At 46.8% G+C, this 19,744-nt stretch carries 21 protein-coding genes and 1 tRNA gene; 15 read left to right on the top strand and 7 right to left on the bottom strand.

Annotated features, from left to right (window positions below; translation table 11 throughout):
- Nucleotides 1–57: 57 nt before the first annotated feature.
- From luxU to PQQ36_RS15955, 4 genes are all read right to left on the bottom strand, one after another.
- The gene (luxU, locus tag PQQ36_RS15970; protein ID WP_011080891.1) at nucleotides 58–405 is read right to left on the bottom strand and encodes a quorum-sensing phosphorelay protein LuxU; all 348 of its coding nucleotides are present in this window, start codon (nucleotides 403–405) and stop codon (nucleotides 58–60) included.
- Complete coding sequence (gene luxO, locus PQQ36_RS15965; protein WP_011149911.1) at nucleotides 405–1,805, bottom strand: quorum-sensing sigma-54 dependent transcriptional regulator LuxO; 1,401 nt, start codon at nucleotides 1,803–1,805, stop codon at nucleotides 405–407. The genes luxU and luxO overlap by 1 nt, the downstream gene beginning before the upstream one ends.
- 273 nt (nucleotides 1,806–2,078) lie before the next feature.
- Nucleotides 2,079–4,109: an excinuclease ABC subunit UvrB gene (uvrB, locus tag PQQ36_RS15960; RefSeq protein WP_011080893.1), complete on the bottom strand. Its 2,031-nt coding sequence runs from the start codon at nucleotides 4,107–4,109 to the stop codon at nucleotides 2,079–2,081.
- A gap of 98 nt (nucleotides 4,110–4,207) precedes the next feature.
- Nucleotides 4,208–4,393 carry a hypothetical protein gene (locus PQQ36_RS15955; protein WP_011080894.1) on the bottom strand — a complete coding sequence of 62 codons (186 nt, stop codon included), beginning with the start codon at nucleotides 4,391–4,393 and terminating at the stop codon, nucleotides 4,208–4,210.
- Between the two features lie 326 nt (nucleotides 4,394–4,719).
- Here PQQ36_RS15955 and PQQ36_RS15950 point away from each other — a divergent pair.
- The 10 genes from PQQ36_RS15950 to PQQ36_RS15905 all read left to right on the top strand — a co-directional run bounded on the left by PQQ36_RS15950 (nucleotide 4,720) and on the right by PQQ36_RS15905 (nucleotide 12,943).
- Nucleotides 4,720–4,795: transfer RNA gene (locus tag PQQ36_RS15950), tRNA-Asn, on the top strand.
- A gap of 195 nt (nucleotides 4,796–4,990) precedes the next feature.
- The gene (gene rsxA / locus PQQ36_RS15945) at nucleotides 4,991–5,569 is read left to right on the top strand and encodes an electron transport complex subunit RsxA (protein WP_011080895.1); all 579 of its coding nucleotides are present in this window, start codon (nucleotides 4,991–4,993) and stop codon (nucleotides 5,567–5,569) included.
- A 1-nt stretch (nucleotide 5,570) separates the two neighbouring features.
- Complete coding sequence (gene rsxB / locus PQQ36_RS15940; RefSeq protein ID WP_011080896.1) at nucleotides 5,571–6,167, top strand: electron transport complex subunit RsxB; 597 nt, start codon at nucleotides 5,571–5,573, stop codon at nucleotides 6,165–6,167.
- Between the two features lie 12 nt (nucleotides 6,168–6,179).
- Nucleotides 6,180–8,822: an electron transport complex subunit RsxC gene (gene rsxC, locus PQQ36_RS15935; protein WP_225470949.1), complete on the top strand. Its 2,643-nt coding sequence runs from the start codon at nucleotides 6,180–6,182 to the stop codon at nucleotides 8,820–8,822.
- The gene (gene rsxD / locus PQQ36_RS15930) at nucleotides 8,822–9,889 is read left to right on the top strand and encodes an electron transport complex subunit RsxD (RefSeq protein WP_011080898.1); all 1,068 of its coding nucleotides are present in this window, start codon (nucleotides 8,822–8,824) and stop codon (nucleotides 9,887–9,889) included. Before rsxC ends, rsxD begins: the two co-directional genes overlap by 1 nt.
- Before the next feature lie 15 nt (nucleotides 9,890–9,904).
- Nucleotides 9,905–10,540 carry an electron transport complex subunit RsxG gene (rsxG, locus tag PQQ36_RS15925; RefSeq protein WP_118893854.1) on the top strand — a complete coding sequence of 212 codons (636 nt, stop codon included), beginning with the start codon at nucleotides 9,905–9,907 and terminating at the stop codon, nucleotides 10,538–10,540.
- Nucleotides 10,533–11,225 carry an electron transport complex subunit E gene (locus PQQ36_RS15920; RefSeq protein ID WP_011080900.1) on the top strand — a complete coding sequence of 231 codons (693 nt, stop codon included), beginning with the start codon at nucleotides 10,533–10,535 and terminating at the stop codon, nucleotides 11,223–11,225. The genes rsxG and PQQ36_RS15920 overlap by 8 nt, the downstream gene beginning before the upstream one ends.
- A 71-nt stretch (nucleotides 11,226–11,296) precedes the next feature.
- The gene (gene nth, locus PQQ36_RS15915; protein ID WP_011080901.1) at nucleotides 11,297–11,938 is read left to right on the top strand and encodes an endonuclease III; all 642 of its coding nucleotides are present in this window, start codon (nucleotides 11,297–11,299) and stop codon (nucleotides 11,936–11,938) included.
- A gap of 24 nt (nucleotides 11,939–11,962) precedes the next feature.
- Nucleotides 11,963–12,379: a lactoylglutathione lyase gene (gloA, locus tag PQQ36_RS15910; protein ID WP_011080902.1), complete on the top strand. Its 417-nt coding sequence runs from the start codon at nucleotides 11,963–11,965 to the stop codon at nucleotides 12,377–12,379.
- 129 nt (nucleotides 12,380–12,508) lie between these two features.
- Nucleotides 12,509–12,943 (top strand): DUF2753 domain-containing protein, encoded by a 435-nt coding sequence (locus PQQ36_RS15905; protein WP_011080903.1) that lies wholly within the window; start codon nucleotides 12,509–12,511, stop codon nucleotides 12,941–12,943.
- Here the strand turns inward: PQQ36_RS15905 and motY are convergent.
- The gene (motY, locus tag PQQ36_RS15900; RefSeq protein WP_026050796.1) at nucleotides 12,940–13,821 is read right to left on the bottom strand and encodes a flagellar protein MotY; all 882 of its coding nucleotides are present in this window, start codon (nucleotides 13,819–13,821) and stop codon (nucleotides 12,940–12,942) included. The two genes, PQQ36_RS15905 and motY, sit on opposite strands and share 4 nt — an antisense overlap.
- 198 nt (nucleotides 13,822–14,019) lie before the next feature.
- On the opposite strand from motY, the gene rnt reads away from it, so the two are divergent.
- On the top strand, nucleotides 14,020–14,673 hold the full coding sequence (gene rnt, locus PQQ36_RS15895) for a ribonuclease T (RefSeq protein WP_011149902.1): 654 nt from the start codon (nucleotides 14,020–14,022) through the stop codon (nucleotides 14,671–14,673).
- A gap of 28 nt (nucleotides 14,674–14,701) precedes the next feature.
- Nucleotides 14,702–16,027: a Na+/H+ antiporter family protein gene (locus PQQ36_RS15890; RefSeq protein ID WP_011080906.1), complete on the top strand. Its 1,326-nt coding sequence runs from the start codon at nucleotides 14,702–14,704 to the stop codon at nucleotides 16,025–16,027.
- A 133-nt stretch (nucleotides 16,028–16,160) separates the two neighbouring features.
- Here the strand turns inward: PQQ36_RS15890 and PQQ36_RS15885 are convergent, their stop codons facing one another.
- Nucleotides 16,161–16,790: a DsbA family protein gene (locus tag PQQ36_RS15885; RefSeq protein WP_011149901.1), complete on the bottom strand. Its 630-nt coding sequence runs from the start codon at nucleotides 16,788–16,790 to the stop codon at nucleotides 16,161–16,163.
- Nucleotides 16,791–16,897: 107 nt separating this feature from the next.
- On the bottom strand, nucleotides 16,898–17,236 hold the full coding sequence (locus tag PQQ36_RS15880) for a Grx4 family monothiol glutaredoxin (protein WP_013572123.1): 339 nt from the start codon (nucleotides 17,234–17,236) through the stop codon (nucleotides 16,898–16,900).
- Nucleotides 17,237–17,536: 300 nt separating this feature from the next.
- Here PQQ36_RS15880 and sodB point away from each other — a divergent pair, with 300 nt between their 5' ends.
- From sodB to PQQ36_RS15865, 3 genes are all read left to right on the top strand, one after another.
- Nucleotides 17,537–18,121: a superoxide dismutase [Fe] gene (gene sodB, locus PQQ36_RS15875; RefSeq protein WP_273661778.1), complete on the top strand. Its 585-nt coding sequence runs from the start codon at nucleotides 17,537–17,539 to the stop codon at nucleotides 18,119–18,121.
- Between the two features lie 121 nt (nucleotides 18,122–18,242).
- Entirely contained in the window at nucleotides 18,243–18,746 is a 504-nt protein-coding gene (locus tag PQQ36_RS15870; protein WP_207218401.1) for a VC2046/SO_2500 family protein, read from the top strand.
- A 220-nt stretch (nucleotides 18,747–18,966) separates the two neighbouring features.
- On the top strand, nucleotides 18,967–19,650 hold the full coding sequence (locus tag PQQ36_RS15865) for an SDR family oxidoreductase (RefSeq protein ID WP_011080911.1): 684 nt from the start codon (nucleotides 18,967–18,969) through the stop codon (nucleotides 19,648–19,650).
- The last annotated feature ends 94 nt before the right edge of the window (nucleotides 19,651–19,744 follow it).

The raw sequence follows: 19,744 nt of genomic DNA, 5'->3' as shown, positions 1-19,744 counted from the left end.
CTCAGTAAGTCCCTTGTATTTTGATAGTAAAACGGCTCGTATCTACGAGCCGTTATTTCAGAAGCCGTTTGCCTGCCAGGAGAGGTAAGCCTGCTGGGTTTGATGCAGGCGGTCAATCATTGCTACCACATCTTGCGTTTCATCCAAGGCATCCCCTTCTTTTGCTCGCGTGTCGATCTCGACGGCAAAATGACACAGTGCATCCGCACCAAAACTGGCAGCACTGCTTTTTAAGGCATGACTGATGTCTTTGAGATAGACGAGCTTGTCACTGTAGGTAGCATCGCACAGAACCTTTAAATAGCTCTCAAGCTCGCTCAAAAATATCTCCAACAACACGGGGACATTGTCGGCGCCTATTTCCTCTGTCAACGAGGCAATTTTCTTCTGATTTAGTAATTCCATTATGCTTTCTGTTTTTCTTCTTTTTCGTTCCACGCCTGTAACTTGCGATAAATCGTTGACGGGCTGACATCCAGATAGCCGGCGGCTCTCGGAATGTTACCATCACACGCTTTGATCGCTTGTTCAATCGCCAGTTTCTCTGTCAACCACAATGGACAAATATCCCTGACGGAAATCAACTCACTCAGATCAGGCTGCACACTTTCTTTGCGTTCAAAGGGCTGGTTCAAAGGAGGCGGCAGCATCTCCATGGTAATCTCTTTACCGTTGTTAAGAACCACGACATTACGCAGCACATTTTGTAACTGACGCACATTACCTGGCCACTCATATTCGTTAAATCTATCTATCACAGGTTGAGAGAAACGAACAAAGTTTTTCCCTTCCTCATGTGACATGTAACCCAGTAACGAGTAAGCGATCTCGATGACATCCTCTCCACGTTCACGAAGTGGTGGCAAGTGCAGTGGAATCACATAAAGTCGGTAGTACAAATCTTCACGAAAGCGCCCTTCTTGTACCTCTTTCCAGGGATCTCGGTTTGTCGCGCACACAAAACGCACGTCAACACTCTTCATTTTTGAAGAGCCTACTTTTTGGAAAGTACCCGTTTGGATAAAACGCAGCAATTTTGTTTGCAGATCCAAGTCCATTTCACACAGCTCATCCAGGAAAAGTGTGCCCCCATCAGCGAGCTCTGCCGCCCCTTGGCGATCGGTCGCAGCGCCGGTAAACGCACCTTTGACATGACCAAATAGCTCGCTTTCAATCAAATCCTTGGGGATCGCTGCACAGTTAATCGCGATAAATGGCTTGTCTCCACGTCGACTGGCCGCATGAATGGCTTCTGCGCACACCTCTTTACCTGTACCACTTTCACCTGTGATAAAGATGCTTGCTTTACTGCTCGCCGCGGAGTCAATAGTGCGATAAACCTGCTGCATTTTTTGGCTACTGCCGATAAAGCCTTGATAATTTTGGCTGCCTGCACTGTCCGCATCATTCTTCAATTTGCTCGCTTTGCGGATAGCGTTGTTTACCGTGACCCTCAAGCGATCCGCTTCGCATGGCTTGATAAGAAAATCCTGAGACCCATGTCGCATAGCTTCAACGGCAGTATCGATCGAGCCGTGTGCGGTCATGAAAATGATAGGAACATCAGGGTGACTTGCTTTCACTGCATGCAATACGTCCATTCCCGTCATGTCCGGTAGACGTAAATCCAGCAGAATAAGATCTGGAATGCGATGTTTTAGACTGTCTATCGCGTCACGCCCAGTCCCCACGATATTGATATCGATACCCAATGGCATGAGATAGGAGCGATAGAGGGCTGCGACAGAAGCGGTGTCTTCTACCATCAGCAAGTAGCGCTGTTTCGTTGTCGTTATTTGTTGCATAATCTAGCCAATTATCATTTGTGTTTTGGATAATAATCGCATTGCGCGATGCATTTTGCAAATAACAATGGCAAATATTCACTTTTAACGGTAAATAATCATCACTTAGCGGCGTTAAAACTGGCACAAACAATGCAAAAACGAAAGTGACCCCTCGGGTCACCTAGCCAACTGACGTTGTTAGTGAACCTAGTGTTCACAATTGATAGCCAATAGTGAAATGACTGTTGGCTTTTTTTTGTTCATTTCAAGCGCTAATTCACCACACTCTGGTTAGCTGTTAGCAATAAACTGCTGACGCAACTTTTCAATTTCATCACGTTTCTGCGCGGCTAACTCAAATTCCAAATCCTGAGCGTGTTTGTACATTTGCGCTTCCAGTTTTGTGATTTCTTTTTCCAGTTGTTGTGGCGTCAACACATTATAGGACAGTGATGGTTCAGCCACTTTCGACAATGGCACTGTTTTGCTCACTTTCTGCTTGCGAGATTTCGTAATATCGCCCAGCTCCATAATATCTTTGATATTACGCTTCAAGGCTTGAGGCTGAATGCCCATCTTTTCATTGTACGCTTGCTGTTTCTCACGGCGTCGTTCCGTTTCATCCATCGCTTTCTTCATCGATTTGGTGATGGAGTCTGCATACAAGATCGCTTTACCATGGAGGTTACGGGCTGCACGGCCAATGGTCTGAATCAATGAGCGCTCTGAACGTAAAAAGCCTTCTTTATCAGCATCGAGAATCGCAACCAAAGACACTTCGGGCATGTCGAGGCCCTCGCGTAACAAGTTAATCCCCACCAACACATCGAACTCCCCTAGCCTCAAGTCACGAATGATCTCCACTCGTTCAACCGTGTCGATATCAGAGTGTAGGTAACGCACTTTCACATCGTGCTCATGCAAGTATTCAGTTAGATCTTCCGCCATACGTTTGGTCAGTGTTGTCACTAACACGCGTTCATCTTTCACTGCGCGAATGCGGATCTCAGAAAGCAGATCATCCACTTGAGTCGCCACTGGTCGCACTTCCAGTACGGGATCGAGCAATCCGGTCGGACGTACCACTTGGTCAGCAATTTCGCCCGCACTTTTCTCTAGTTCGTAATTACCCGGAGTGGCTGAAACGAAAATAGTTTGTGGCGCAAGCGCTTCGAACTCTTCAAATTTCAATGGTCGATTGTCCAATGCTGAAGGCAAACGGAAACCATATTCAACCAAGGTCTCTTTCCGTGAGCGGTCACCTTTATACATTGCGCCAATTTGTGGCACTGTCACGTGAGATTCATCAATGATCAACAAACCGTCGTGTGGTAAGTAGTCAAATAACGTTGGAGGCGGCTCACCTTCCGCTCGACCGCTGAGGTAACGCGAGTAGTTTTCGATGCCAGAGCAGAATCCCAGCTCATTCATCATTTCAATATCGAATTGGGTACGCTGACTAATACGTTGCTCTTCCAACAATTTATTGTTGTCACGCAAGTAAGTTTGTCGCTCACGCAGCTCTTGTTTGATGTTTTCAATCGCCTGCAGAATACGCTCTCGAGGTGTGACGTAGTGAGTCTTAGGGTAAATAGTAAAGCGGGGTAAATCGCGTTGTTTGACCACTCCGGTCAGTGGATCAAACACACTGATGCAGTCGATCTCATCATCAAACATCTCGATGCGCACCGCATCTTGGTCCGATTCAGCCGGAAAAACGTCGATCACCTCTCCGCGCACGCGAAATTGGCCTCGTTCAAAAGCAATATCGTTACGGCTATATTGCAGCTCAGCCAAACGGCGCAGTATGTCGCGTTGATCCATCACATCACCACGGCGTATATGCAACATCATTTGCAGGTAGGCCTCGGGATCACCCAAACCATAAATAGCCGAAACAGAGGCGACGATAATAGCGTCTTTTCGCTCCAATAACGCTTTGGTGGCCGATAAACGCATTTGTTCAATATGAGCGTTGACCGATGAGTCCTTCTCTATAAAGGTGTCGGTGGTTGGCACATAGGCTTCAGGTTGGTAATAATCGTAGTAAGAGACAAAATATTCGACCGCGTTATTGGGGAAAAACGCTTTCATCTCGCCGTAAAGTTGGGCGGCAAGAGTTTTGTTTGGCGCGAGCAGAATTGCAGGACGTTGTGCTTGAGCAATCACATTCGCCAAAGTAAATGTTTTACCGGATCCCGTCACCCCAAGTAAGGTTTGGTGAGCCAAGCCAGCATCTAACCCTTCTGTCAGTTGTTTGATCGCCGTTGGTTGATCTCCCGATGGCGCATAGTCAGAAACCAGATCGTAAAGTTTGCTCATTTTCCCTCTCACTACAGCACAACGTAAAAACTGTATAAATATACACTCCCAACCTTCATAAGAACAGTTGCAATTTAGGCATACACCACACCTTTTAGTCAGCCAAGCGAATCAGGCGACAGTGACCACTTTTTATTGTTGAAGAGAGTTAACCATTTCATGACATTTTTCTGGCTTATCAATTTCAACTCTGATATCCTCCTCCGCCCAATCATTGCTCCATCTGCAAAAATGACGTTTTTGTCATCCACATCTTTTCCCCACTTTTTGTTTTTTTCTTTCATTCCAGCCTAAATCAAGAAAATTATCCACAAGCTCTAGAAATACCAATTCCTAATAAAAACCTTTCAAATTCAAAATTTAAAAAGAAACACCATACTTTAAAGCAATTGGGTACTTGCTCTAATTCGTATCTGTTTTTATTTTGCTCAAGTTTCACTAACACACTTATCCACAAATTTGGTGGATAAGTAAAGGCAGGCCAATAAAGAAAAGGGGTGCAGAAAAGTAAAGCACTTTTTTTACAGTTTCTTGGCAATTTGTCTCATTATTATTATTGACACACCCAAACCTGCTGAGTAACATGCGTCACGCTTTTAAGTGAAGCAATTCCTCCTTAGCTCAGTCGGTAGAGCGACGGACTGTTAATCCGCAGGTCGCTGGTTCGAGCCCAGCAGGAGGAGCCAAATTCTAAAAAACGCCACACCTTCGGATGTGGCGTTTTTTTATATTTCCCAGCCTAAACATCTCGCACGACCTTAAGTCAATCGTTTACCACGTATAAAATTCCGTCAGCTACTCAAAACCTTACCTTTCATTGGTTGTTATTACCCGGACAAAGCACGATAATATCGGGATCGGATTTGCAGAACGTAATAATTATGACCGAATATATTTTGTTGTTGATTGGCACCGTCCTCGTAAACAACTTTGTACTGGTGAAGTTTCTCGGATTGTGTCCCTTCATGGGCGTGTCAAAAAAATTGGAAACCGCAATTGGTATGGGCTTGGCAACGACCTTTGTCCTTACTATGGCTTCCGTGTGCGCTTATCTTGTTGAAAGCTACATTCTTGAGCCATTGCACATCGAATACCTACGAACCATGAGCTTTATTTTGGTGATTGCGGTGGTGGTCCAGTTTACGGAAATGGTGGTTCACAAGACCAGCCCAACCCTCTATCGTCTGCTGGGTATTTTTCTACCTTTGATTACCACCAACTGTGCCGTGTTGGGGGTTGCTCTACTGAATATCAATGAAAACCACTCGTTTGTTGAATCCATCATCTATGGTTTTGGTGCAGCGGTTGGTTTTTCTTTGGTACTGATTCTGTTTGCTTCGATGCGTGAGCGCATTTCTGCAGCGGATGTGCCTGCGCCTTTTAAAGGGGCTTCCATTGCGATGATTACAGCAGGATTAATGTCTCTAGCGTTTATGGGCTTTACAGGGTTGGTGAAATAAGATGACAACCATCATGATTGCCGTGCTAGCCATTGCACTGCTGGCTACGCTATTTGGCGCTATCCTTGGTTTTGCCTCAATTCGCTTTAAAGTCGAAGCGGATCCAATCGTGGATCAAATCGATGCCATATTGCCACAAACGCAATGTGGTCAGTGTGGCTATCCTGGTTGCCGTCCTTACGCAGAAGCCATCGCGAATGGAGACAGCATCAATAAGTGCCCACCAGGAGGCCAAGCGACCATTGAGAAACTGGCCGATCTTATGGGCGTTGAAGCGGAAGAATCCGCCCATGATCTCGAAGGCAAAGTTAAAAAAGTCGCGTTTATCCACGAAGACATGTGTATTGGTTGCACCAAGTGCATCCAAGCCTGTCCGGTCGATGCTATTGTTGGTGGAACCAAAGCTCTACATACGGTCATTAAAGATGAATGTACGGGCTGCGATTTATGCGTGGCTCCTTGCCCGACAGACTGTATTGAAATGATTCCTCTGGAGACAACCACGGAAACATGGAAGTGGCAGCTTAATGCTATACCTGTGGTCAATATTTCCGAAGCTAACCCTAACTCTGCCACCAGCAGAGATCAGAATAACTAAAGGGCAAAGAAGATGTTGTCTTTAATTGAACAAATTCGTACAGGCGCGCTTTGGGATTTTCCAGGTGGTGTTCATCCTGCGGAAAACAAACGCCAGTCAAACCAGCAGCCTTTGGTGCACGCAGCGCTAGCCAATGAGATTGTGTTACCGCTCAAACAACACATCGGCAAACCGGGAAACATCTTGGTCAACGTAGGCGATCACGTCTTAAAAGGGCAATTGCTCACCCAATCGAATGCCGGTTTTACACTTCCAATTCACGCCTCGACTTCCGGAACCATAACAGCTATTGAAACACGCACAGTGGCGCACCCTTCTGGTTTGAGCGAAATGTGTGTGGTCATCACGCCAGATGGCCAAGATACTTGGTGTGAAAAACAACCTGTCATCGATTATTCACAACAAAGCAGTGACTATCTTTTGGATGTGATTCGCATGGCGGGCATTTCCGGAATGGGAGGCGCAGGCTTTCCGACCGCGAAAAAAATCCAATCTGGCTTAGGCCGAACAGAAATTTTGATTGTCAACGCGGCAGAATGTGAACCGTACATCACCGCAGACGACAAGCTTTTGCAAGAACACGCGGAAGAGGTTCTACAAGGTATCGAAATTGTAGAACACATTTTGCAGCCTAAACTAACCATCATCGGAATTGAAGATAACAAACCCGAAGCAATTAAAGCCCTTGAATCCGCCGCACAAAATAGAGACATCGTTATTCGCGTTATCCCCACCAAGTACCCCTCTGGTGGCGAAAAGCAGCTGATTAAGGTTCTGACAAATAAAGAAGTTCCCGCGGGCGGTATTCCTGCGGATATTGGTATCCTTGTTCAAAATGTCGGATCGCTGTACGCGATTAAGCGCGCGGTAATGGACGGCGAACCAATGGTCAATCGAGTCGTCACCTTAACGGGCAACACCTTCGAGACACCATGTAACGTTTGGGTACCGCTGGGCACACCAGTCCATGCTTTATTAGAACAATTTGGCTACCAAGCAGACAAAAAGTTGCCACGTTTGATCATGGGCGGTCCGATGATGGGCTTTAGCCTGCCTCATGCAAACGTTCCGATCACCAAAACGTCCAACTGTATTTTGGCTCCAACCCGCAAAGAGATTTCTCCTGCGGGTTACGAAATGGAATGTATTCGCTGCGGCGCATGCGCTGAAGCTTGTCCTGCTTCACTGCTTCCTCAGCAGCTACAATGGCACGCTAAAGCCGAAGAGTTCGACAAGTGTGAAGAGCTAAACTTAAAAGATTGTATCGAATGTGGCGCTTGTGCCTTTGTGTGCCCAAGTGAAATCCCACTTGTCGGCTATTATCGTCAAGCCAAAGCCGAAATTCGGACGCGCGCTCAAGAAGCTGACGCAGCAGAACGTGCCAAACTGCGCTTTGAAGAGAAAAAAGCGCGCATGGAGCGCGAGAAAGAAGAACGCGAGAATCGCTTTAAGAAAGCCGCGGAAGATCGCCGTAAGGAAATGAAATCCACGGGAGGCGACGACGCCATTGCCGCCGCTATCGCTCGTGTTAAAGCGCAAAAAACTCAAGATAGCGAGCAAACACCAAGCGTTAAACCGGCAGTTGCTGCAGCCATTGCCAAAGCAAAAGCCAAACAAGCCGCTGCAGCTGACTCCGGTTCGTCTGAACCAGACAATTCAGAAATGGTGAAGCTCCGCGAAGAACGTAAGCGTCTTGCTCGCGAGCGCAAAGCAGAGAAAGAGCAATCTAAAACCCCAGACTCTGAAGAGCAAGGGGATAAAAAATCTGCCGTTGCCGCCGCCATTGCAAGAGCAAAAGCGAAAAAAGCGCAGCAACCACCACTTGCTTCATCCGAATCATCGGCGGATGAACCTGAAGATAAGAAAGCCGCTGTTGCTGCAGCGATTGCCCGTGCCAAAGCACGAAAAGCGCAGCAAACAGACGAGTCGGCACCTGAGCAAAACCGCGAAGAATCGCAACCAGCAGAAGACGATCCTAAGAAAGCGGCCGTCGCCGCGGCGATTGCCCGTGCCAAAGCACGAAAAGTGCAGCAAACAGACGAGTCGGCACCTGAGCAAAACCGCGAAGAATCGCAAGCAGCAGAAGACGATCCTAAGAAAGCGGCCGTCGCCGCGGCGATTGCCCGTGCCAAAGCACGAAAAGCGCAGCAAACAGACGAACCTGCACCTGAGCAAAACCGCGAAGAATCGCAAGCAGCAGAAAACGATCCTAAGAAAGCGGCCGTCGCCGCGGCGATTGCCCGTGCCAAAGCACGAAAAGCGCAGCAAACAGACGAATCTACACCTGAGCAAAACCGCGAAGAATCGCAAGCAGCAGAAGACGATCCTAAGAAAGCGGCAGTCGCTGCGGCGATTGCTCGTGCCAAAGCACGAAAAGCGCAGCAAACAAGCGAGCCTGCACCTGAGCAAAACCGCGAAGAATCGCAACCAGCAGAGGACGATCCTAAGAAAGCGGCAGTCGCTGCGGCGATTGCTCGTGCCAAAGCACGAAAAGCGCAGCAAACAGACGAACCTGCACCTGAGCAAAACCGCGAAGAATCGCAACCAGCAGAAGACGATCCGAAGAAAGCGGCCGTCGCTGCGGCGATTGCTCGTGCCAAAGCGCGTAAAGCTCAACAAGCAGAACAAAAACAAAATACTGAGGAGAACGAGTAATGTCGTTTTTTATTGCGAGCTCACCACACGCCCACAGTCGCAAAAGCACCCCAGATTTAATGAAATGGGTAGCACTATGTGCATTACCCGGATTGTTGGCACAAACCTACTTTTTTGGTTGGGGCACATTAGTTCAACTCATTTTGGCAATCACCATCGCGTTATCTTTAGAAGCACTCGTGATGCTATTCAGAAAACGTCCACCAATGCGAGCGCTACGCGATCATAGTGCTCTGGTCACCGCTTGGTTACTGGCCGTCGCCATCCCCCCAATGGCACCTTGGTGGATCATCACGATTGGCCTTTTGTTTGCGATCGTGATTGCAAAGCATCTCTATGGTGGCCTAGGGCAAAACCCGTTCAACCCTGCCATGATTGCTTATGTGGTACTGCTGATTTCCTTCCCAGTGCAAATGACCAGTTGGAGTGCTCCTCTACCTCTGATTGAAGCCGGACACGAAGTGGCCAAAGATCCAGTGACATTCGGGGATCTTCTTTCCCTGATCTTTACCGGACTCACTATCGATGGTTCTTCTCTGCAACAAGTTCGTGCAGGCATCGATGGCATTACCACAGCAACGCCGCTTGATGCTTTCAAAACTGGTCTGCACAGCGGAGCGACATCGTCAGAAATTCTCAGCCAACCTATTTTTGAAGGTTTTGCCGGTGTGGGCTGGCAATGGGTTAACCTTGCCTACTTGGCGGGTGGTCTGATTTTGCTCAAGCAACGCGTTATCCAATGGCATATTCCTGTCGGATTTTTAGGTGCGTTGCTTGTGATGAGCAGCTTTTTCTCCCTGTTCTTCCCTGGTGAAACGGCATCACCACTGTTTCATCTCCTTTCCGGTGCGACGATGCTTGGCGCATTCTTTATTGCAACGGATCCCGTATCCGCTTCAACAACAATAAAGGGGCGTATCCTCTTTGGGGCGATCATCGGTACTCTCGTCTTTATCATACGTAGCTGGGGAGGCTTCCCAGACGGTGTGGCATTTGCAGTGTTATTGGCCAACATGTGTGTACCTTTGATCGATTACTACACCAAACCAAGAACGTACGGGCACTAAAAGGCAGGAAATGAAATGTTAAACGCAATACGAAAAAACGGTTTAACACTAGCAATATTTGCCTGTGCTACCACAGGGCTAGTGGCCATGACGCAATATTTAACTAAGGACCAAATCACACTTCAGGAGCAAAAGCAGCTCTCTTCGGTCCTTAATCAAGTTATCCCGCAAAGTGCACATGACAACTTATTGTTTGAATCTTGTACATTGGTGAGCGATTCCGCGCTAGGCTCCGATAAGGCGATGCCAGCCTATATTGCTACACGTAATGGCCAAGCCACCGCCATTGCTATTGAGTCCATAGCACCAGATGGCTACAACGGTGCCATTAAGATCATTACGGGTATCGATACCAGCGGTACCGTGCTTGGCACGCGCGTACTTAGCCATCAAGAAACTCCAGGGTTAGGCGACAAGATCGACCTTAGAGTGACAGATTGGATCACCAGTTTCACCGGAAAACAGTTAAACGATGGCAACTATAACAGTTGGAAAGTGCGTAAAGATGGTGGAGAATTTGACCAGTTTACCGGCGCGACCATTACACCTCGTGCGGTTGTTAAAGCGGTGCGCAACACCGTTGAGTTCGTCAATACCCATCGTGAACAGATTCTGAATCAACCACTTAACTGTGGAGGCCACTATGAGTGAGCATAAAAAATTACTTAAAAATGGCATGTGGGACAACAACCCTGCACTGGTCCAGCTACTTGGTCTGTGTCCGCTACTGGCGGTATCGTCAACCGTCACCAACGCACTTGGTCTCGGCATAGCAACATTATTGGTTCTCGTTGGCTCCAACGTCACTGTTTCTCTGATTCGTAACTACGTACCAAAAGAAATTCGTATTCCGGTATTCGTTATGATCATTGCCTCACTGGTCACGTGCGTTCAATTACTGATGAACGCCTACGCCTATGGCTTGTACCTATCATTGGGCATTTTCATTCCTTTGATTGTGACCAACTGCATCATCATCGGCCGTGCTGAAGCGTACGCATCAAAAAATGATCCTTTGCCTGCGGCATTAGATGGCTTTTGGATGGGCATGGGTATGACCACCGTGCTCGTCGTTCTCGGCGCAATGCGCGAAATCATCGGCAACGGTACCCTTTTCGATGGCGCGGATCTTCTGCTGGGTGAATGGGCGAGCGCACTGCGGATTCAGGTATTCCAATTTGACAGTAGCTTCCTACTGGCACTGTTACCGCCTGGGGCATTTATTGGTGTCGGCTTGCTTATCGCGTTGAAAAATGTCATCGATACACAGTTGAAAGCTCGCCAACCTAAACAAGAAAAACCCGCGATTGAACGCGCTCGCGTGACTAACGCGTAAGTCACTGTCTAGGCTCATCAAAATATGCACCGCTAGAGTGCCCATGAGCCTAGAACAACAGGAAGTCAGCAATGAATAAAGACAAACGCATACAAATTCTCGAACGATTACGAGAAAACAACCCCAACCCACAAACCGAACTCAATTGGAACTCCCCTTTTGAGCTGCTGATAGCGGTTTTGTTATCAGCACAAGCAACGGATGTCAGTGTCAATAAAGCCACAGACAAACTGTTCCCAGTCGCCAACACCCCTCAAGCGATGTTGGATCTTGGGGTGGAAGGTCTGAAAGAGTACATTAAGACCATTGGCCTGTTTAATTCCAAAGCGGAAAACACCATCAAAACGTGTCGCATTCTGCTCGAAAAACACAACGGTGAAGTCCCTGAAGACCGAGACGCTCTTGAAGCACTGCCCGGGGTTGGGCGCAAAACCGCCAATGTGGTGCTCAACACCGCCTTTGGCTGGCCAACCATCGCTGTCGATACCCATATTTACCGCGTTTCCAATCGCACAAAGTTTGCCCCAGGCAAAAACGTGGATGAAGTCGAGCAGAAGTTACTTAAAGTGGTACCAAAAGAGTTTAAACTCGATGTCCACCACTGGTTGATTTTGCATGGACGCTACACCTGTATTGCACGCAAGCCTCGCTGTGGCAGTTGCATCATTGAAGACCTGTGCGAATTTAAAGAAAAAGTCTACCCAGAGAATTAATCTCTATCTGTAAGGAGCATAACAATGTCAAATGGTCGCATTCTTCACACTATGTTGCGTGTGGGTAATTTAGATAAATCGATTCAGTTCTACACCGAAGTTATGGGCATGCAATTGCTTCGTACCAATGAAAACAAAGAGTATGAATATACTTTGGCGTTTCTAGGTTACGGTGACGAATCACAAGGCGCAGTCATCGAGTTAACTTACAACTGGGGTAAAACGGAGTACGACCTTGGCAGTGCATTTGGTCACATCGCGATTGGCGTCGACGACATTTATGTTACTTGCGATGCCATCAAAGCCGCTGGCGGTAATGTGACTCGCGAACCTGGCCCAGTAAAAGGCGGCACAACCCACATCGCCTTTGTGAAAGATCCTGATGGCTATATGATTGAGCTGATCCAAAACAAACAAGCATCAGCAGGTTTAGAAGGCTAATCGCCACGTCAATATGGCGGAATAGCAACGAGGAGGCTAAAGCCTCCTCTTTTGATCTTAATCATGAAACTTTACATGATAATAATTTTCATTTAGATTAATCCCAATTTTGCTAACTGGGATAAGCACATGATCAGTGAATGGGAAAAACACACGTTGCTCGCCGATACCGCGCTGCAACTTGACGATCCAATTCGTAGTATTTTGCACTATCAACAAGCCTACAATTTGAGCGAAGACATCATTGCTTCCTCAACGGTAGAAGCTGACGACAAATTACTGATATCCGTGATCTCGTGCCACAACTTGGCACAATTTTGGCGCTGGGCGGGTGACACCGACTATGAGCTAAAATATCTGCAACTGGCCTCGGAAAAGGTGCTGACCTTAATTCCTCAGTGCCCTCACCACCAATGTGAAAGTTTTATCGAGTCTATTGGATGCTGCAAAAAAGCGTTGTTCGATTTTTTAAAGCGCCACCCAAACCCAAAGATCGCGCAGCTGGTGGAGAAGATTGACACGGCTACCCATTGCGAAATCATCGCAAAGTTCAAACTCAACTAAACTTCACTTCGCCCCAGTGAAATGACAACGCGGCGGTTTTTATCTTTACCAATAGGCGTTGCGTTGTCTGCAATTGGGCGGCGTTTACCATAACCTTGAACTTGGATACGATCTTCCGGCAGTCCTAGTGCTTTGAAGTAATCTCTCAACGATTCCGCTCTACGCTCCGATAAGTTTTGGCTCACGCTAGTACCATCGGTGGAATCGGTGTAAGTCGAAACCAACACCAAATCAATATCAGAGTTGTAGCGCACGTATTCAGCAATCTGCGACAAGCGCTTTTGTGATGCCTTGGTGAGTTTATCCCCATTGCGTTCATAATGCAGAATAGTGAACGAAATATCTTCAAAGCTGTAAGGCAACAGATTGGCGACACAATCGCTAAATACGTTGTATTTTTGCTGGAACAAAACGGCAGATAGCGCAACTTCAATTCTTTGGTCACGGCTTTGCCAATCTTGATAACTAAACGTCGGATAACGCCCTTTCTCTAACTCAGACAGAATGCCCCATGCCGTTTGTCCACCAACATAACCATTAAACTGTTGAAAGAACTTAATATTAGTAATGCGGTCGGCATTTTCTCCTGGTCGCCATGGAGGCGGCATCGAAATCAAACTCACATTGCGTGTTTCGCCCATAGGTCGACGCATTTTTAGCTCAAAGTCCAACACAATTTTTTTACTTGCGCGTGAAGAGAATTCCGCATCACCGTAGTTAGGGATCGGATGCACCAAACGGCATTCCAGCGGTGAATTCATCACCATTTCCCATTGTGATTGCTGCGGGGTGGCAATATAACGCTTCGTCATCGCTGCCGATGGCAATGATGCAAAGGTAGTTAGTACTAAACCACTGGTTATTAGCCACTTTTTCATTATCACTACTTCTCTTACTCGCTCACGGTTGCGTGGCAGACATTTGCCACTACCGGATGAATTCTATCTGACTTACACATTTATGCAAAAACCTCGCCAAATAGGAGCAAAACTTTTGCGGTTTTCTCCTTTTGTAACGTTTTTTTCATAAGGATAATCTGTAATAATGCAGCCTTTGTCACACAAAAATATAGAAACATGACTGTAGAAAACACAGCACTGACCCTGAAAAAACGCTTTCGCGGCTATTTTCCTGTTGTCGTCGATGTTGAAACCGCCGGGTTCAATGCCCAAACGGATGCCCTCTTAGAAATTTGCGCCGTCACACTATCCATGGATGAAAACGGTGATCTTCACCCGGCATCGACCATTCACTTTCATGTTGAGCCCTTTGAGGGGGCAAATCTCGAAAAAGAAGCACTTGAGTTCAACGGCATTCGCGACCCGTTTAGCCCATTACGCGGCGCAGTGACGGAACAAGAAGCGCTAAAAGAGATCTATAAACTCATCCGTAGAGAACAAAAAGCCGCTGATTGTAGCCGCGCCATTATGGTGGCACACAACGCAGCGTTTGACTTAAGTTTCGTTAACGCCGCTAATGAGCGTTGCAAACTTAAACGAGTCCCGTTTCATCCCTTTGCCACTTTCGATACCGCAACGCTCAGTGGCCTAGCTTATGGCCAAACTGTACTGGCGAAAGCGTGTAAAACCGCAGGGATGGAATTTGACAATCGTGAGGCCCACTCGGCGCTTTACGATACCGAAAAAACCGCAGAGCTGTTCTGTGGCATCGTCAATAAATGGAAAGCGCTTGGAGGCTGGCCATTAATTGAAGATGAAAACGAAAAATAATAAGTAAACACAACTACCTGAGAAAACTATGAATCCTGTCGTTATATCTGTTTGCGTCATGCTAATTTTAGCCTTGATGCGAGTGAACGTGGTGGTCGCCCTCACGTTCAGTGCCATCGTTGGTGGCCTTGTTGCTGGAATGGGCCTAGGCGATACCATCGCTGCTTTTGAAAGTGGCCTTGGTGGCGGTGCAACCATCGCACTGAGCTACGCCATGTTGGGCACCTTCGCGGTTGCTATTTCAAAATCGGGCATTACTGACCTACTTGCCAGAAGCGTTATTAAGCGCCTTAACGGCAAAGAAAGTGACGCTTCAACCACCGGCTTAAAATACGCTGTTTTGGTCGCGCTCGTACTGGTGACCATGTCATCCCAAAACGTCATTCCTGTCCATATCGCCTTTATTCCCATTTTAATTCCACCTCTATTGGGCGTATTTGCAAAACTCAAACTCGATCGTCGATTGGTTGCGTGTGTGCTGACATTTGGCCTGATTACGCCATACATGGTCTTGCCTGTCGGCTTTGGCGGTATTTTCCTCAATAACATCCTATTGAAGAACCTGCACGATAACGGTTTAGAAAGCGTTGTCGCCAGCCAAGTACCGACCGCAATGCTCCTACCAGGTGCAGGTATGGTGTTTGGTCTTTTGACTGCTATTTTCTTTAGCTACCGCAAACCTCGCGAATACCGTGAAACCGAGCTGACCGTGGTGCATGAAGAAAGCGAAGGCATCAACAAAAAGCACATTCTGGTTGCAGCCCTAGGTATCATCGCAGCTCTTAGTGTTCAGCTATACACGGGTTCAATGATCATTGGTGCACTGGCTGGCTTTATGGTCTTCACCTTTGGTGGTGTCATTGCTTGGAAAGAGACTCATGATGTGTTCACTAAAGGTGTTCATATGATGGCAATGATCGGCTTCATCATGATCGCCGCCGCTGGTTTTGCTGCGGTAATGAAACAAACGGGTGGCGTTGAAACACTGGTAGAATCGCTGTCAACCAGCATCGGTGACAACAAAGGCCTCGCTGCTCTTCTTATGCTTGTGGTCGGTCTGCTTGTTACGATGGGGATTGGTTCTTCTTTCTCTACCATTCCAATCTTAGCAACCATCTACGTTCCGCTTTCCATCGCTTTTGGTTTTTCACCGATGGCAACCATCGCTCTTGTGGGTACCGCTGCAGCGCTTGGAGACGCAGGTTCACCCGCTTCTGATTCAACGTTAGGCCCAACATCTGGTTTGAATGCCGACGGGCAACACGAGCACATTTGGGAAACGGTTGTTCCAACCTTTATCCACTACAATATCCCGCTCATTATTTTTGGTTGGATCGCAGCTATGGTGCTGTAAGCGCTTTAATACGTTGTACGATCGACAATCATAAAGAAGCCGCTCTGTTGAGCGGCTTTCTCTTTCAATAAAAATAGGTTGGTCTTTTTCAGCGTGTCCCGCTGACCTATTCCATCACGCTATTTTCATTACACTATTGAGCGGGCATATTCTCGACAATGCGCTCACGGATCAACTTTAACGTCGGTTCGGTGGAGAGGTAATCGATCTCGATTGGAAAATACGCGTCGTTAATTTGCAATACTAAACTTGGGTAAGCGTTGACGCCTAAGCTTCGAGCTAAACTCAGTTGATCTGCAAAGACACCTTCCAATAAACGCCCCGTCACATCGTTTTCAAACTGTTGAACATTGAGTCCAATTTCTTGCGCAAGCTGGCGATGTGTCGCTTCATCATGTGGTGGCATGGCGCGCAAATAATACGCGTGTTGGATCGCCTCTAGCATTTGCTCATAAGAATCTTGAAAACCTGCGGCAATCACCGCACGACACGCCTGATAGGTACTACGAACTGGTGTACAACGAGTCCAAAACTCATAATTAAATTGAGTCCCTAGGCGCTGTTCAATTTGATGCCAAATGCTTTCAATTTTTTGCTGCATTTCAGGTGGCATCGGCAATGTTGAATCTGGCGCTAAGCCGCCAACCACATACTCAAACTGAATGACTCCAGGTAACTGTTGCTTCAATTTTTCCAAGGTAGGTTTGTATCCCCAGCACCAGCTGCACATAGGATCATGGACGTAATATAGTTTGATTTTCATGGTAGTACTCAAAAACAAAAAGGAGCCAAACAGCTCCTTCGTATTCTATCTTCGTTTGACGATAACCACTACCGAAACTCTTTCAAGCGCCATAGTGGTTGGCCAAATTATTCCGCGTCGTTGCCCGCTGCGCGTGCTGCCGCTTCTTTGATCAATGGTTGAAGTTCGCCTTTTTGGAACATCTCAATCACGATATCGCAACCGCCAATCAACTCACCTTCAACCCATAGTTGTGGGAAAGTAGGCCACTCCGCGTATTTTGGCAACTCAGCACGAATATCTGGGTTTTGTAGAATGTCTACATAAGCAAATTTTTCGCCACATGCCATCAATGCTTGAGCTGCTTGAGAAGAAAAACCACAGCTTGGTAGCTTTGGAGAACCTTTCATGTAGAGAAGGATTGGGTTTTCTGCGATTTGTTGTTTGATTTTGTCGATAGTTTCCATTGCTTCCTCGTTCACGGAATGACTGCAAATTTTTCGCACATTCTACCTTATTAGTGCAGAATAAAAAGCACATAAAATTAAGGGCTATTGTCCGTACTAGATCCGCATTAGAATGACAAAGAAATTTCATATCAAAAAGCGGATTTTTCCTTTTAATAAAGTAAAAACTTGCTAAACTATAGCGCAAGTCAGTCATATTGACAGTCGATTCGTTGATGAATCATCAAACGGGTTGATTTAATTATAAATTCACTGGAAGCAACCGAAGGTAATCCCTTCATACAAATGGAGAATCGAGCAATGGCATTTGAACTACCAGCTCTTCCTTACGCAAAAGACGCGCTTGAGCCACACATCTCTGCAGAAACTCTTGAATTCCACCACGGCAAACACCACAACACTTACGTTGTGAAACTAAACGGCCTAATTCCTGGTACTGAATTCGAAGGTAAAACTCTAGAAGAGATCATCAAGACTTCTACTGGCGGTATCTTCAACAACGCAGCACAAGTATGGAACCACACTTTCTACTGGCACTGTCTTGCTCCAAATGCAGGCGGCGAGCCAACAGGTGCAGTTGCAGAAGCGATCAACGCAGCATTCGGTTCATTCGAAGAATTCAAAGCAAAATTCACAGATTCAGCAATCAACAACTTTGGTTCATCTTGGACTTGGTTGGTGAAGAAAGCAGACGGTTCTCTAGCAATCGTTAACACTTCAAATGCGGCAACACCAATCACTAAAGAAGGCGTAACTCCACTACTGACTGTAGACCTATGGGAACACGCTTACTACATCGATTACCGCAACCTACGTCCTGACTACATGAACGGTTTCTGGGCACTGGTTAACTGGGATTTCGTTGCAGAGAACCTAGCGAAATAATTTTCGCCCCTTAAGTTCCAATTTAGTCATACTTGAAAGCCCGCATTCGCGGGCTTTTTGTTTATTTTCCCTAAAGTTATCTGCCGACGTGCCGCTAATAAAGCATCACATGGAGAGCCGCATGCAGATACACACATTAGACAAAGCAAGCATCATTAACGAGCTGAGCTTCGGTAATGGCATTAGCCAAGCCGTTCAGCAAGGACGTCGTGCCGACTTTGCACTGCTGCTTTCGATGTTTTCTGAAGACGCTCGTCACATCACCCCCGTAGAACAAATTGAAACGCAGGAAATGACGGATGCCATGTTGCGTAAGCAATTTGGTTTGTCTGAACCTCAAAAATTGAGAAGCGATCAATCAAGTTACGCGATTTCTGCAGAACAAGCGAAACAGTTCCACAATGCAGGGCTTCCTTCTGCCAAACTGAGTCACTATCTCAGCGCAGAGCCATTGGCTTATATGCCAGAAGAGACGTTTGATCTACCAGAAGAGGTTTATCAAAACCTTTCTGGGCACGAGCGAACAAAACTCGCAACCCCAGAAGTTAAATTGCTACCAGAAGCAGGGTTGTACAACCACCTATCCACTGCACTGGTCAAAGCGAAATTTGCCGCCTACGCGTAACACGCTGTTTATCGTTGTATTTACTGGCATGGCACGGATCAACTTTGCTAGACGCTATGCGACAATTTTTCATCCCTCAGAACACCAAACTGTGACTGTTTACAAATATCTCATCATCTCTTTTGCACGATTAACCGTTGTTTGAAGTTATTCACACAGCGTACCCAATTTCTCACCCAAGATGAAAGTACGGTCTGAATGCTTGAGGGAGAGCAACGAGATGGATATCAAGAACGCTTTGATTTTAGTGACGAGTGCGGGCTCATTATTGGGCAGAACAGTGGCAGCGCACTTTGCGCGTCTCGGTGCCATTGTTATTCTCTGCGACCAAGACCAAGCTGCATTGAATGATACGCACAAAGAGCTTTATGCCATCACTCAAGATGTTTATCCGATCACCTTGCAAGACTACAGTCAATCTTCCATCCAATCCTTGTTTGACCACATTCAGGCACAGTTTAACCGAGTCCCTAATGTACTCGTAAACTGTTGGACCAGCTCTCCTCTGCCACTTTTGAATACTGAAGCAACCTCAGAAGGCTTCATAGAAAAGCTATCAAGTACCGCAGGCGCACTATACGGCTATGTGCAAGTGTGCGCGGAACGAATGCGACGCACCGAAACGAAAGGCGTGATCGTTAATGTTATTTCGCACGATGACCATCAAAATTTTACCGGTGTTGAGAGTGTGACTTCCCTAGTTTCGGGGTTTACCCACAGTTGGGCGAGAGAGCTCACCCCTTTTAATATTCGCGTTGGCGGTGTGATCCCTTCGATCTCTCATCTTCACGGACAAATAGACGCGACACATTGGGCTCAAGTGCAGGATGAACTCATTCGCAACGCTGAGTACATCGTCGCCAATGAGTATTTCAGTGGCAGAGTGGTGACCACCGAAATCTAACTGAACTCAAAAAATCAAACTGAAAAAAAGCCCCGGTCTTTCGACTGGGGCTTTGATCTTTTTCCCGATTTTTTTAGGTTTCGTGCTAGCGAAA

The sequence above is a fragment of the Vibrio sp. CCUG 15886 genome, assembly GCF_028570825.1.
Lineage (GTDB): Bacteria > Pseudomonadota > Gammaproteobacteria > Enterobacterales > Vibrionaceae > Vibrio > Vibrio vulnificus_B.
The sequence above is the reverse complement of the archived record's forward strand: the minus strand, read 5'-3'. Positions and strand labels throughout refer to the sequence as shown.